Source organism: Acinetobacter sp. KS-LM10, from assembly GCF_036896575.1.
GTDB classification, from domain to species: Bacteria; Pseudomonadota; Gammaproteobacteria; order Pseudomonadales; family Moraxellaceae; genus Acinetobacter; species Acinetobacter avistercoris.
This window is the reverse complement of sequence record NZ_CP145906.1, coordinates 2,901,949-2,915,323: the sequence shown is the minus strand read 5'-3', so window position 1 is coordinate 2,915,323 and position 13,375 is coordinate 2,901,949. Positions and strand designations below refer to the sequence as shown.

Genomic DNA, 13,375 nt, shown 5'->3' with positions numbered 1-13,375 from the left:
ATTTTAACTGTTTAGGATTAGACTGCGAATAGCGTACGTCCACAGAGTTCTGCAATACATTGTTGAATTAAGTGCTGAGGGTTTTCTTTACTTTTGCCTTTAATCGCAGCATCAACACGTAATAGAAGCTGAGGCCAAGTCAGGAATTGTTGTGGATTCAAACGGCGTAAAGCTTGCTGATACACACTGACTTTGTTTTTCCAGATACCCAATTGCAATGCATTTTGAGGTTGTTCAAAGAGTTGCATCAGTAAACGCATTTCTTTGCTGATGGTCCATAAAATTAAACTATAGGGTTCGCCAGACTCCATTAAATACTGAAAAGTTTTGATCGATTGGGCCAAGTTGCCTTGGATCATTGCATCACTTAAATCAAAAGTACTATAGCGAGACTGGTCTTGAAGACACTCATCTAAATGCTCAATCTGGATATGCTGCTGCTCAGGGAAAGTATCGGCAACGCGCATCAAACTGTTCTTAGCGGCAAGAAGGTTATGTTCATGATGTGCTTCGAGCCATTGCCAAGCATTTTGATCCAGTTGGATTCCGAGTTTGTCAGCTTCAAGCGCCAAAATACGCTGACGATCTTGCGCATAGTTTGCTGTAAGTGCAACCACGACGCCATTGGCTTCGACCACTTGGAAAAAAGCTGATTTAAGACTGCCGCTGTCTTGTTTCGGCATAATGATCACCAATAAGTTGTGTTCATTATGCTGAATATAGTTTTTTAATAATTTGAGCGTATTGGCATCTGGCTTTATGTTGCCATGCACTTCAATGGCCAAGTTTTGGGAAAATAGCGATAAACTATTTAATGCATTAAATACATTTTTCCAATCCCCAACATTATTGATGTCGTAGCGTTCACGCTCAATCTGATGTTGAGTCCAATTTTCACGAAAGGCATCGATCAAGTTCTGTTCGAGTAACGGTTCTTGACCATGCAAAATCCAAGCACCACGCGCCTGATCTACACGTTTTAAAGCTTGGAGATAATCTAATTTCATAGTTACAGCTTATTCAGTTTCAGTTACAGCAGTTGGAACATTCTGCTGGATCGGCAACTGGATATTCGGTTGAGCTTTTGAAAGACGATTTGCAGCAATCTGACGAGTCATTTGCTGGGCGATATCATCAATTAAAATTTGGCTTAGATATTTATTTTGCTGATCATCTGTATTTACAGTCGCCACATTGTATTGATAAGTACGCGTTGCAGTTACAGTTCGTGGCTCAGTAATCGGAGTGCCTAGACGATCTTCGATTTGAAAAGTCACGGACAAACGTAATAGAACTTCAATTAAGCTACCATTCAGCTCATGACGAATAGGCTTATAGTCCAAGACGCGAAGTACATACGCGTCCTCAGCATTGCTCAGTTGAACACCTGTTGCGGTTAAATACACGCTAAGTTTCTTTTCAAGCTCTGAAGATGTTGCAGGTAAAATGAGTTGTAGCTTGGTATAAACCAAAGGCGTCGCCGTTGGATTCGTTCCCTTTAAATGAAAACCACAGCCGACTAAGCCTGCACTAAAGCCCAAAGTTAAAACAACTGCTGCTAAACGTTTGCCTAAATGCATGAGTTTTCCTCTGTCGTTCCCAAATCGGGATTTATCTATATTTTCTAGATCAGATTGTAAAGTCAAAGCCCGTTGAATAACAACGGGCTTTGTTTGGGAATTGTTTTTAATTCCTTAATCTTGCTCATCTCAACCTTTTCGCAAAGGACGAAGGTTAAGCTGAGCAAGGTGAGACAATGGAGCTCTCACTAATTCTCTCGCGAAAGGAGAGAATCTCATCAGGCTTTAAACGACTAAATTCACCAATTTATTCGGGACTACAATTTCTTTCTTGGTTGGACCAGTCAAGAATTGTTGAACTTCAGGTAATGCTTTCGCGAGTGCCAAGATCTCTTCTTTCGAGATATCTACTGCAACATCCAATTTGCCACGAAGTTTACCATTCACTTGAACGACGATGGTTTGAGTATTGCGTGTTAATGCTGACTCATCCACTGTCGGGAGTAAAGCTGAGGTAAGTTCAATCCCAAACTCAGCCAATAAAGTTTGACTTAAATGAGGAGCAAAAGGTGCGAGTAAGATGAGAAGCGTAGTAATGGCTTCACGTTCAACCGCAACGTCATTATCCGATTGTGCTTCAAACTTGTTGCTTGCGTTGAGTAATTCCATCAATGCAGCAATGGCCGTATTGAACGCATGACGACGTTCTAAATCATCGGTCACTTTCTGAATCGTTTCATGCGTTTTACGACGTAGGTCTTGTGCATCTTTTGATAAATTTGCAGCATCTAAATTCGCTACCGCATGATTCTTTTCGAGGAAACCTGTAGTTAAACGCCAAACACGTTTTAAAAAGCGGTTTGCACCCTCAACACCTGCATCTGACCACTCTAAAGATTGATCAGGTGGCGCGGCAAACATCATAAATACACGTGCGGTATCTGCACCGTACTGATCAATAATCGCTTGCGGGTCAATACCGTTGTTCTTCGACTTCGACATTTTTTCCTGACCGCCAACCACAACGTCTTGACCATCACCGCTGTATTTAGCAGAAAGAATGCGACCTTTTTCGTCTTTTTCAAGTTCAATGTCAGCCGGATTGAACCATGTCTTTTTACCTGAATCTGCTTCACGGTAGAACGTGTCAGCTAGAACCATACCTTGAGTTAGCAAATTGGTGAACGGTTCATTACCTTGAACCACACCTTCATCACGCATCAATTTATGGAAGAAGCGGGCATACAATAAATGTAGGATCGCATGTTCAACCCCACCAATATATTGATTCACAGGCAACCATGATTGCGCTGCTTCAGGTTTAACCAAACCGCCTTGGAAATCTGGAGAAGCAAAGCGTGCGTAGTACCATGAAGACTCAACAAAAGTATCTAAAGTATCTGTTTCACGACGCGCATCTGCACCACAACAAGGACATTTAGTTTCGTAGAATTCAGGCATTTTGTTCAGTGGGTTACCTGAACCATCAGGCACAACGTCAGTCGGTAAAATCACTGGAAGTTGTTCTTCAGGTACTGGAACTTGACCACAGGTGTCACAGTTAATCATTGGAATTGGGCAACCCCAATAACGCTGACGAGAAACACCCCAATCGCGTAAACGATACTGAACTTTGGTGTTGGCTAATTGTTGTGGTTCTAATTTCGCAATCAATGCATCAAATGCCGCTTGGAAATTTAAACCATCAAATTCACCTGAGTTGACCAATGTGCCATCTTTCGAGCCGTACCATTCTTGCCATTCAGTGCTTGAGAATGCTGCATCATCTGCGCCTTTGGCATTAATGACTTGTTTGATGTTTAAACCAAACTTATTGGCAAATTCAAAATCACGTTCGTCGTGCGCAGGAACAGCCATCACAGCGCCCGAACCGTAAGACATCAATACATAGTTCGCGATCCAAACTGGGACTTCTTCGCCAGTCACAGGATGCTTCACTGACAAGCCCGTTGCCATGCCTTTTTTCTCAGCAACAGCAAGATCCGCTTCAGCCACTGAACCCATACGGCATTCTTCAATAAATGTCGCCAATTTTGGGTTGCCTGCTTCAGATTGAATCTCAGCCGCCTTCAGTGCCAAAGGATGTTCTGCTGCAACCGCAACATAGGTCACACCCATTAAGGTGTCACCACGCGTGGTATATACCGTTAAATCATCTGCATAAAGTGCAGGATTCGCAGATGGGAAGGTGATCTCCATGCCCTGCGAACGACCAATCCAGTTACGCTGCATGGTCAAGACTTGTTGTGGCCAACCATCTTTTAAGGTGTCTAAATCGTCTAATAATTCTTGTGCATAATCGGTGATGCGGAAGTAATACATTGGAATATCACGTTTTTCTACCAATGCACCTGAACGCCAACCGCGACCATTTTCAACTTGTTCGTTTGCAAGAACAGTTTGGTCGACAGGATCCCAATTCACCGTTGATAATTTACGGTAAATTAAGCCTTTTTTATAAAGTTGTACAAATAACCATTGTTCCCAGTGGTAATACTCAGGCGTACAGGTCGCAAATTCACGATCCCAATCCACTGAAAGACCGAGTTTTTTAAGCTGATCACGCATATACGCGATATTTTCAAACGTCCATTTTGCTGGCGCAACTTGATGTGCAATCGCTGCATTTTCTGCAGGTAAACCAAAGGCATCCCAACCCATGGGTTGCATGACAGTTTCACCTTTAAGGCGATGAAAACGGCTGATCACATCACCAATCGTATAGTTACGCACATGACCCATATGCAGTTTGCCGCTTGGGTAAGGGAACATCGAGAGAATATAACGACGTGGACCTTCTACAGTGTCGGCAACTTTGAATGATTTGCGAGTTTCCCAGTCTTGTTGGACTTGAGGTTCAATCGCACTAGCTTGATATTCAGGGTCAATATGAGTAGTCATAAACGTATTAGTGAATTACGGTGAAAAGTTTGTTGCACAGCATAGCGCAAAATGCAGTGAAAAGTGAATTTTGCGGGACTTAATATGATGAAAAAATAAATTATTAACAGCGCTTTGAATTAATCATAAAACTAAGTTCTTACACGACAGTCAAAAGTGGCAGCCATCCCTAGTCGTGATATGTAATTACTACTTGCGTTGTAAGGCTTCATTTGCTTCGCGCTGCTGAGAATCAATTTCAGATACATTTCCACGTGTGCTTGCATGTGTCGTTGGCTGGGTCGGGGACTGACCAGATGGATTCTGACTTTCTTTGCTTTGTTGTGGATTTACATTTACAGGGGTTTGGGTTGCTGCAGGTTGACCTTGCCAACCATAGGTTTCGACTTTACCTTTTTTCTTCGCTGCTTTAGGTGGAGGCGTGGCGGTGTAATGGGTCGAGCCATTGCTATCGACCCACTTATAATATTCTTTAGCAAAAGTCTGATTCGCCGTAAAAATAGCCGTGCTGGTTAAAATGACATAGAGCGCGATACTTTTTAAAGGATTGTATTGATTCATAAGTCATACCTGTACGTCGTAATCGGGTGGTTTGCTGGTCATTTGATAAAAAAATAATTTCACTTTGAATGATATGAATTATTTTAAATTGCTTTACTTAAATTGATTTTATTTTAATCAGATGGATTTGACTATCAATAAAACTTTTGAATTTGAGAATCTTAGTAAGTAATTGATTTTTTGCTTATATGTAATATAACCAAAAGTTATAGTTTGAAAAACCTTCGCTTGGTAAATAAACAATAAAAAGAGCAAGACAAACCTTGACTTTGGGCCTTAAAATAACTAAAAATGCTGCTTTAGTTTTATATGTTTTATTCGATCACCCTTCGAATAAAGTACATAGCTCGTAATAACACTTATTCTAAGCTGAGTAGGTGCAATCGCAAAAATATGTTTATCCCAACATGTTGATTATGCAATCACAACTTAAACGGTTGTGAGCCCAAAAAATTTTTATTACGGCAAAAACTGGAAATATGTGTGCTATAACAGTGCATACAAATTAATGAATGAATCACAGTTTATGTCTCCCATAAATGATGTGAATATAAGATTAGGGTGAATACGTTGGAACTTTTATCTGGTGGTGAAATGCTTGTTCGTGCATTAGCGGACGAAGGCGTTGAGCATGTTTTTGGATATCCAGGCGGCGCAGTTTTACACATTTACGATGCGCTCTTTAAGCAAGAGAAAATTAACCATTACCTCGTACGTCATGAGCAAGCTGCTGGTCATATGGCAGACGCTTATTCGCGTGTAACAGGTAAAACAGGTGTGGTTCTGGTCACTTCTGGTCCAGGCGCAACCAACACCGTAACGCCAATCGCAACTGCTTATATGGACTCAATCCCAATGGTGATTTTGTCTGGCCAAGTGGCGTCGCATTTAATTGGTGAAGATGCATTCCAAGAAACAGATATGATTGGTGTTTCACGTCCTATTGTAAAACACAGTTTCCAAGTGCGTCATGCAAGTGAAATTCCTGCCATTATTAAAAAAGCATTCTATATTGCATCTTCAGGTCGTCCAGGTCCTGTGGTTGTTGATATTCCTAAAGATGTTACCAATCCAGTCGATAAGTATGCTTACGAATATCCTGAAAAAGTAAAAATGCGTTCGTATCAACCGCCACATCGCGGTCATACGGGACAAATTCGTAAAGCGATTGATGAATTATTAAATGCTAAACGTCCTGTTATTTATACAGGTGGTGGTGTTGTTCAAGGTAATGCATCTCATTTGCTCACTGAACTTGCACATCTTTTAAATTATCCTGTGACCAATACTCTCATGGGTTTAGGCGCTTTTCCGGGTAATGATGAGCAATTCATTGGTATGTTGGGTATGCATGGTACATATGAAGCGAATATGACGATGCATAATGCAGACGTTATTTTGTGTGTCGGTGCGCGTTTTGATGACCGTGTAACCAATAACCCAGCAAAATTCTGTCTCAATGCCAAAGTAATTCATATTGATATCGATCCAGCAACGATTTCAAAAACTATCATGGCGCATATTCCAATCGTGGGTGCAGTTGAACCTGTACTTCAAGAGATGTTGGTCCAATTGAAACAACTCAATGTTTCTAAGCCAAATCCTGAAGTGATTGCGGATTGGTGGAGCCAGATTAATGAATGGCGCAAAGTTCATGGCTTACGCTATGAAGCAGGCGTTGATGGGGTAATGAAGCCACAACAAGTGGTTAAGGCCTTGGATAAAATCACCAACAGTCAGGCGATCATTACGTCTGACGTAGGTCAGCATCAAATGTTTGGTGCGAACTACTATACTTACACGCGTCCACGTCAATGGATTAACTCGGGTGGTCTCGGCACCATGGGTGTAGGCTTACCCTATGCGATGGCTGCTAAATTGGCTTATCCAGACCAACAAGTGGTATGTATCACGGGTGAAGCGTCGATTCAGATGTGTATCCAAGAGCTTTCAACCTGTAAACAATATGGCTTAAATGTCAAAATCTTGTGCTTGAATAACCGCGCTTTAGGTATGGTTAAACAGTGGCAGGATATGAACTACGAAGGTCGTCATTCAAGCTCTTATGTAGACTCATTGCCTGATTTTCCAAAGTTAATGGAAGCTTACGGACATGTGGGCATCCAAATTGATCACGCAGATGAACTAGAGTCTAAACTTGCTGAAGCAATGGCAATCAATGATAAATGCGTATTTATTAACGTGATGGTTGATCGTTCAGAGCATGTATATCCGATGTTGATTGCAGGTCAATCTATGCAAGATATGTGGTTAGCGAAAGGGGAGCGTACAGCATGAGACACATTATCTCTGTTCTCGTAGAGAACGAAGCGGGTGCGCTTTCTCGTTTGGTGGGTTTGTTTTCTCAACGTAACTACAACATTGAGACTTTAAACGTCGCACCAACTGAAGATCCAACCATGTCACGTTTGACACTGACAACTTATGGTGATGATCACAAGATTGAGCAAATCACCAAACAACTGAACAAACTTGTTGAAGTTGTAAAAGTGGTTGATTTATCTGAAGGTCCACATATTGAACGTGAGTTAATGCTGATCAAAGTCAAAGCATTGGGCTCGGCACGCGGTGAAATTAAGCGCACAGCAGATATTTTCCGTGGTCAAGTTGTGGATGTAACGCCTACAACCTATACGATTCAGATTGCTGGAACGACTGAAAAAATTGATGGTTTTATTGATGCTTTGGCAGAGAACACCATTTTAGAAGTTGTGCGTTCAGGTGTTTCTGGTATCGCACGTGGCGAAAAAGTTTTAACACTCTAATTTTAACCAATTCAATCTCTTTTAAATATTTATAAGAGAGTTTAACGCAGTGAATCAAAGATGATCTCTGCGTTATTTAAGGAATCAAAAAAGCATTTTAGCGGAGACAGCAATGCAAATTTTTTACGATAAAGACACTGACTTATCTATCATCCAATCTAAGAAAGTAGCGATCATTGGTTATGGTTCACAAGGCCATGCACATGCGCTTAACCTTAAAGATTCTGGCGTTGACGTAACTGTAGGTTTACGCGCAGGTTCTACTTCTTGGAAAAAAGCTGAAAATTCAGGTCTTAAAGTTGCTGAAGTTCCTGCTGCTGTAGCGCAAGCTGACGTCGTGATGATCTTGACTCCAGACGAATTCCAATCACAACTTTACAGCGAAGTGATTGAGCCAAACATCAAGCAAGGTGCAACGCTTGCATTTGCTCACGGTTTCTCAATTCTTTATAACCAAGTTGTGCCACGCGCTGACTTAGACGTAATCATGATCGCTCCAAAAGCGCCTGGTCATACAGTACGTTCTGAATACCAACGTGGTTCAGGTGTACCTGACTTAATCGCGATTCATCAAGACGCTTCTGGTAATGCACGTAACGTAGCGCTTTCTTACGCTTCTGGCGTTGGTGGCGGCCGTACAGGTATCATCGAAACTTCTTTCCGTGAAGAAACTGAAACTGACCTTTTTGGTGAGCAAGCAGTTCTTTGTGGTGGTGCTGTTGAATTGGTTAAAATGGGCTTCGAAACTTTGGTTGAAGCTGGTTATGCACCAGAAATGGCGTATTTCGAATGTCTACATGAGCTTAAATTGATCGTTGATTTGATGTTCGAAGGCGGTATCGCGGACATGAACTATTCAGTATCGAACAATGCTGAATATGGCGAATACGTAACTGGCGCTGAAGTAATCAACGAACAGTCTCGCGAAGCTATGCGTAATGCACTTAAACGTATTCAATCTGGCGAATATGCGAAAATGTTCATTAATGAAGGTGCGTTGAACTATCCTTCTATGACTGCTCGTCGTCGTCAAAACGCTGAGCATGGTATCGAAGTAACAGGTAATAAATTACGTGCTATGATGCCTTGGATCCAAGCAAACAAAATCGTAGATAAAGAAAAGAACTAAGGTTAATCGCCTGACAAAAATGGAAAGCAATGCTTTCCATTTTTTTATGTCTAAAAAATGATACGCGTAAATCTTGAATGATCCCTTTAATCTTTAGGCTGTCATGATTTATCGATATTTTTTAAATGCTCATCTAAATGATCTTAAAAACAATAAATCTCTTAGATTAATCAAAAATGCTCATTAAATGTAAATTAACTGGAATACCAAAAAGCCTTTAACCTTTGCAAGAGGATTAGAGGATTAGGATGACGAAATAATAATTGTAAATTTTTAGTTAAAAAATGACGTGTGAAAGATGTCTAAAATTTTATAATGCTTGTAGTGAATATTCTTTTAAAGTGAGCAATAGAGCATTATGCTAAATTAACCAAAATCTATTTTTTGAGTATCGTTTAATAATGAACATCCAAAGTTTATTCTGTATCGCTGCTTTATCTCTTCCTTGTTATGCCTATGCAGAAATTCAAAACACAACATCACCAAATGCGCTAAAGCCCTTAACGGATGTCCGTGTGTCCATGCAGCGAATGCTTAAATCACCTGAAGGTCGTTATTTTCTTAACCTCTATGCAGGGGTTACTAAGCCACATGCAACATTGTATGACCAAATTGAGAATAAAAAAGTGAGTTTTAAAGGTACTCAAAAAGGTGATCAAATTGCCATGGACTCATTTAAGACTGAACTGGATTCAGTCGCTTATGGGCCGATGCAATTAACAGGTGTGCTGAATGCAAATACTGGAATATTTAATACTGAACTGGTTTCAATTCAAAATAATCTGGTGAGTCGTGTGCAGTTTGAGCCTGCTTTTAAAGTCATGAATAAACCGCTTTTTGTTTTTAAATTTCATGGTGTGAAAGCGGATACCCAAGCTCAAGAGCAACTTTTAACTCGTGTGGATGTGATCAATAAAACCACAAAAGCTGTTGCACAAACACTAACGGGCTTTTCTGCATATCCAAATAGCGTGGGTTATATGGATATCAACTTTGACGGCTACTATGACATTATTCTTTCAGATTTATCGCAAGACCGTAAAGTCGAGGATAAGCGTTATATTTATTGGATGTATAACCCTAAAACACAACAGTTCCAGCGTTCAAAACAACTCGAAAAAATTATCGGGTTTCCAAACTTAAATGGTGAAAAGCAGCAAATTGATTTTGGTGCTGGACAACTATTTCAAGTTAAAAATGGACTATTAAATAAAGTGCTTGAAGAGTGAAAATGAAGGTCTGAAGCACGGTTGTTTTTTATTTAAACATAGCTTAATTCACATGTTTTAAGGTTTGAACTGGTTTTTCACAAGCCAGTTTTTTTTAAAAACATCTATTCAAAAATGTTAAATGTGCTGCAATTGTGACAGAACTTTAATCAAATGATCATCATAATGAAATGATTGCCCATTAGAGTCTCAAGTATTAGAAGAAATAGATTGAGCTGTGGTGATGAGAATCATAGACACTGCATTACCGAGAGGAAGGACATTATTTGATAACAGTCGCTTTCATTTTAAACGTCAAAATATGGGTCATTCAGAAGCACGAGTAGTCGAAGGGCTTGTACGCCCGCGCTTAAAAATTGCCATTGTCACCGAAACTTGGTCGCCAGAATTAAATGGTGTGGCGCTTTCCTTGCTTCAAATCTGTAAAGGTTTGCAGCGTATGGGACATAAAATTCTACTGGTCAGACCCTATCAAAAAGAAAAATGCTTGGACTTCTCTCCAAATAAAGAATGTTTTGTGCATGGGCAGATGATTCCAAAATATAGTCAAATGCAATTTGGTTGGCCTGAGTATCTTAAAGTTTCGAAAGCATTTGATGCATTTATGCCAGATCTCATACATGTGGTGACGGAAGGACCTTTGGGTTTGGCTGTGTTGCAATCGGCTAAATCAAGAAATATTCCAGTGACCAGTGGATTTCATTCAGCCTTTCATGATTTTAGTCGTTTTTATGATTTGGCTTTTTTACTCAAACCCATTCAGCGTTATTTAAAATGGTTTCATAACAATACTCAGCTCACCTGTGTACCAAGTCAGGATACCGCTGAAGCAATATTAAACTTTGGCGTGACGTGTCCAATTGAAGTGATTAAAACGGGCGTAGATGTCGAGAAATTTTCACCACAATTTCGTTCTGAAATGTTGAGAAGATCGTGGGGAGCTTGTGAAAAAACCACGGTCATGTTGTATGTTGGGCGCTTATCTCCAGAAAAAGAGATTCAAGTTTTAATTGAAACTTATATGTCGATGCAGAATAAAATCGGCAAAAAGCAAAAATTAATTATCGTGGGTGATGGACCTGATCGCGCACGTTTAGAAAAAATAGCACAGCAGAGTGGTGTAGTATTCACCGGAAGTCTTAAAGGGGCTCAACTTGCAGAAGTTTTTGCGAGTTCAGATGTTTTTGTGTTTGCAAGCCAAGTGGAAACCTTTGGCAATGTGGTATTAGAAGCAATGGCAAGTGCATTGCCAGTGGTTGCCTATGACTATGCAGCTGCTAAATTGCACTTAGATGTTGAAACCTCATGGCTCTGTCCATTGGGTCATAAGCAACAATTTATTCGTAATATGCAACAACTTCCAGACATTAAAATCTTGCATGCCATGGGGCGGCAGGCTATGAAAAACGTGCAAAGCGTTGGATGGGATCATTGTATTCAACAGCTTGAGCAGGCATTTTATCGTGTCGTACAGGAGACTGAACTGACGGCATAAACCTATTGGAGTAGGTGAAATGAACTTTAAGAATACTAAAATAAGAATACTTGACCTTGATCTCAAAGGTTGTCTTTATCTCAATAATCTTTCACATACGCAGAGTATCGCGTTATTTTTTAAAATGATTAGTCGTCTTGGAGATGGCCCATTTTGGTATTGCATGTTGGCCATCATTTGGTTCACCCAAGGCATCCAATATAGCCTTGAAATTATCTACCTCATCGTCGCAGGATCGGTAGGTACAGCGATATACAAGGTTTTAAAAGTAAAAACAATACGACCTAGACCGTATCAAGTCCATCAGGTCATTCGTTTGGGAGAGCATCCTTTAGATCATTTTAGCTTTCCCTCTGGGCACACCTTACATGCTGTGATGGGGACAGTGGTATTTGGTTATATTCAGCCATTATTGTTGGTGGTGATGTTGCCCTTTACCGTATTGGTTGCTTTATCGCGCATGGTACTGGGCTTGCATTATCCGACTGATGTGATTGTTGGTGCATTGATTGGTGCTTTGGTTGCTACAGGGGTTGTGTTAACAGCGCCAATACTCGGTATTTATCTATAGATTTTTATATGTAGTTTATTGTTTATTGTTTATTGTTTATTGTTTATTGTTTATTGTTTATTGTTTATTGTTTATTGTTTATTGTTTATTGTTTATTGTTTATTGTTTATTGTTTATTGTTTATTGTTTATTGTTTATTGTTTATTGTTTATTGTTTATTGTTTATTGTTTATTGTTTATTGTTTATTGTTTATAGATTTTTGATGAAGATTTTTAGATAACCATTTTGCTGTTTTATCATGGTTAATCTTAGATCAGCATTTTAAAAAACCGACAAATACATCTCTATTCATTGTGGGTTGAGACTGTGTAATAAGAGCATGCGCGAACTTGGTCTTTTTGATAAAATAGCCGGTCAAATGATGAGTTATTGATTAGGATAGAGAGATGGCTTTACGTTGGACAGATACTTTAGATATAGCAATCGAATTATATGAAGCACATCCTGATGTAGACCCACAATGGATTCGATTTACAGACCTTCACGCATGGGTGTGTGCATTGCCTGAGTTTGGTGATGATCCAGAGAAATCGACTGAAGGTTTGCTTGAAGGTATTCAAATGGCTTGGATTGACGAGGCACGTTAATTCTAAATGTGAAAAAAATCTTTTTTTTACACATCAAACGCTAAAAATAGCCCATTATTCGGTATAATGCGCAAAATTTTCATGTCAATTTGACCTAAGGAGCCAATCATGGCTATCGAACGCGCTTTATCTATCGTAAAACCAGACGCAGTTGCTAAAAATAACATCGGCGAAATCTTTGCTCGTTTCGAGAAAGCTGGTCTTAAAATCGTTGCGACTAAAATGAAGCATTTGACTCAAGCTGAAGCTGAAGGCTTCTACGCTGAGCACAAAGAACGTGGTTTCTTTGCTGACCTAGTTGCATTCATGACTTCTGGTCCTGTAGTTGTATCTGTTCTTGAAGGCGAAAACGCGATTCTTGCTCACCGTGAAATCTTGGGCGCGACAAATCCTAAAGAAGCTGCTCCTGGTACAATCCGTGCAGATTTCGCTGTAAGCATCGATGAAAACGCTGCTCACGGTTCTGACTCTGTTGCATCAGCTGAACGTGAAGTTAACTACTTCTTCGCTCAAACTGAGATTGCTCCACGTACTCGTTAATTCGCAGTATTCGAACCAGATAAGTGATATAATC

The 13,375-nt window shown here is 40.0% G+C and carries 12 protein-coding genes; 8 read left to right on the top strand and 4 right to left on the bottom strand.

Annotated features, from left to right (window positions below; genetic code table 11):
* Window positions 1-17: 17 nt before the first annotated feature.
* From holA to V5M36_RS13110, 4 genes are all read right to left on the bottom strand, one after another.
* Complete coding sequence (gene holA / locus V5M36_RS13125; protein ID WP_338559781.1) at window positions 18-1,007, bottom strand: DNA polymerase III subunit delta; 990 nt, start codon at window positions 1,005-1,007, stop codon at window positions 18-20.
* Window positions 1,008-1,016: 9 nt separating this feature from the next.
* Window positions 1,017-1,580: an LPS-assembly lipoprotein LptE gene (locus V5M36_RS13120; protein WP_338559778.1), complete on the bottom strand. Its 564-nt coding sequence runs from the start codon at window positions 1,578-1,580 to the stop codon at window positions 1,017-1,019.
* 225 nt (window positions 1,581-1,805) lie between these two features.
* Window positions 1,806-4,442 (bottom strand): leucine--tRNA ligase, encoded by a 2,637-nt coding sequence (leuS, locus tag V5M36_RS13115; RefSeq protein WP_338559775.1) that lies wholly within the window; start codon window positions 4,440-4,442, stop codon window positions 1,806-1,808.
* 189 nt (window positions 4,443-4,631) lie between these two features.
* A complete protein-coding gene (locus V5M36_RS13110) occupies window positions 4,632-5,003 on the bottom strand; it encodes a DUF4124 domain-containing protein (protein WP_338559772.1) in 372 nt (123 codons plus the stop codon).
* 570 nt (window positions 5,004-5,573) lie between these two features.
* Between V5M36_RS13110 and V5M36_RS13105 the strand changes: the two genes are divergently transcribed.
* The 8 genes from V5M36_RS13105 (at window position 5,574) to ndk (ending at window position 13,341) form a co-directional block, all read left to right on the top strand.
* Window positions 5,574-7,301, top strand: a complete 1,728-nt coding sequence (locus tag V5M36_RS13105; protein ID WP_338559769.1) for an acetolactate synthase 3 large subunit — start codon at window positions 5,574-5,576, stop codon at window positions 7,299-7,301.
* Window positions 7,298-7,789 carry an acetolactate synthase small subunit gene (gene ilvN, locus V5M36_RS13100; protein ID WP_338559767.1) on the top strand — a complete coding sequence of 164 codons (492 nt, stop codon included), beginning with the start codon at window positions 7,298-7,300 and terminating at the stop codon, window positions 7,787-7,789. Before V5M36_RS13105 ends, ilvN begins: the two co-directional genes overlap by 4 nt.
* 112 nt (window positions 7,790-7,901) lie before the next feature.
* A complete protein-coding gene (gene ilvC, locus V5M36_RS13095) occupies window positions 7,902-8,918 on the top strand; it encodes a ketol-acid reductoisomerase (RefSeq protein WP_338559765.1) in 1,017 nt (338 codons plus the stop codon).
* Between the two features lie 401 nt (window positions 8,919-9,319).
* A complete protein-coding gene (locus V5M36_RS13090; protein WP_338559763.1) occupies window positions 9,320-10,147 on the top strand; it encodes an XAC2610-related protein in 828 nt (275 codons plus the stop codon).
* Between the two features lie 223 nt (window positions 10,148-10,370).
* The gene (locus V5M36_RS13085) at window positions 10,371-11,642 is read left to right on the top strand and encodes a glycosyltransferase family 4 protein (RefSeq protein WP_338559760.1); all 1,272 of its coding nucleotides are present in this window, start codon (window positions 10,371-10,373) and stop codon (window positions 11,640-11,642) included.
* A gap of 19 nt (window positions 11,643-11,661) precedes the next feature.
* On the top strand, window positions 11,662-12,213 hold the full coding sequence (locus tag V5M36_RS13080) for a phosphatase PAP2 family protein (RefSeq protein ID WP_338559759.1): 552 nt from the start codon (window positions 11,662-11,664) through the stop codon (window positions 12,211-12,213).
* 387 nt (window positions 12,214-12,600) lie between these two features.
* A complete protein-coding gene (gene iscX, locus V5M36_RS13075) occupies window positions 12,601-12,801 on the top strand; it encodes a Fe-S cluster assembly protein IscX (protein ID WP_338559757.1) in 201 nt (66 codons plus the stop codon).
* 108 nt (window positions 12,802-12,909) lie between these two features.
* Window positions 12,910-13,341, top strand: a complete 432-nt coding sequence (gene ndk / locus V5M36_RS13070) for a nucleoside-diphosphate kinase (RefSeq protein ID WP_338559755.1) — start codon at window positions 12,910-12,912, stop codon at window positions 13,339-13,341.
* Window positions 13,342-13,375 lie beyond the last annotated feature (34 nt).